Below are 1,235 nucleotides of genomic sequence, written 5' to 3'. Positions count from 1 at the left end.
TGACCCTGACCCCGTATTAGGTCCACCCAGAGTTGGAAAAATCCGGCTCCAGTTGGTGCTGTTTTCGCCGAGAAACCGCATGTTTCCTGGCGTAGTCCGAGGGCGTGGACCACTCCAATGCGGAATGGGGTCTGACTTGGTTATAGAACGTCCTCCACGCTTCGATTTTCTCCCGGGCGTCGGCCAGTGACAAGAACCAGTTTTCGTTCAGACACTCCTGCCGGAGTCGTCCATTGAAGGATTCTACCGTTGCGTTGTCGGTAGGCTTGCCAGGTCGCGAGAAGTCGATTTCGATGTTTCGCTCATAGGCCCAGCGGTCCATGACCTTGCCCGCAAACTCAGAACCGTTGTCGGTCTTGAGAACCTCCGGGTTACCCCGGAAGCGCGCAATCGCCGTCAGTGCTTCCTGAACATCGTGGCCCTTCAGGCTCTGACCAACCACAATGCCGAGGCACTCCCTGGTGAACAGATCAAGGATCGTCAGCAGGCGCAGTCGCCGACCGTCAAACAGCGCATCCGAGACAAAATCCATGCCCCAGATGTGATTGGGATGGTTGGCTTGTTGAAGTGGCTGACGGTTCTTGGCTGCCTTGTTGCGCCTGGGACGCTTGAGGCGAAGTGACAATCCCTGGTCCCGATAAAGCCGGTAAACCCGCTTATGGTTATCACGCCAGCCCTCTCGTTGGAGCTGGACATGCACGCGCCGATAGCCATAGTGGAGGCGCGTATGAGTGATCTCGCGGATCCTCATCGACAATGCCGATGAATCCCTCGCCACCGATTGATATCGACAAGACGCCCGGGAAAACTGCAAGACCGCACACGCCTGGCGTTCGCTGACCCCATATCGCTTTTGCAGGTCAGCCACCAGTTGGCGTTTACGAGGCGGTCTCAGAGCTTTTTTGCCACCACGTCCTGAAGCATGGCCTTGTCCAGGCTCAAGTCGGCCACCAGCTTCTTCAGTCGCTGATTTTCCTCCTCCAGCTGCTTGAGCCGCTTTAGCTCGGACGGGCCAAGGCCGCCGTACTTCTTGCGCCAGTTGTAGAAAGTGGCATCCGAGACGCCCATCTTGCGACAGACTTCGGGAACCGGAGTACCCAGCTCGGCCTGCTTCAGGGCGAAGGCTATCTGCTCTTCGGTGTAACGGGATCGCTTCATGGCATGATCTCCTGCTCAGGGCTCTATCATGCCGGATTTTCCAGTTTTAAATGGACCTAAATTCCGGTGTAGGGTCA

The 1,235-nt window shown here is 56.8% G+C and carries 1 protein-coding gene; it reads right to left on the bottom strand.

The genetic code is table 11. The features are described 5' to 3' along the window. Positions 1-16 precede the first annotated feature (16 nt). Positions 17-1,158, bottom strand: a protein-coding gene (locus QPL94_RS21335; protein WP_285359887.1) for an IS3 family transposase whose coding sequence is annotated in 2 segments (ribosomal slippage) — positions 17-906 and positions 906-1,158 — 1,143 coding nt in all. Because the reading frame shifts where the segments join, the coding sequence is not laid out codon by codon here. Positions 1,159-1,235: the final 77 nt, after the last annotated feature.

The sequence above is a fragment of the Marinobacter sp. SS13-12 genome (assembly GCF_030227115.1).
Classification (GTDB): Bacteria; Pseudomonadota; Gammaproteobacteria; order Pseudomonadales; family Oleiphilaceae; genus Marinobacter.
The sequence above is the reverse complement of the archived record's forward strand: the minus strand, read 5'-3'. Positions and strand labels throughout refer to the sequence as shown.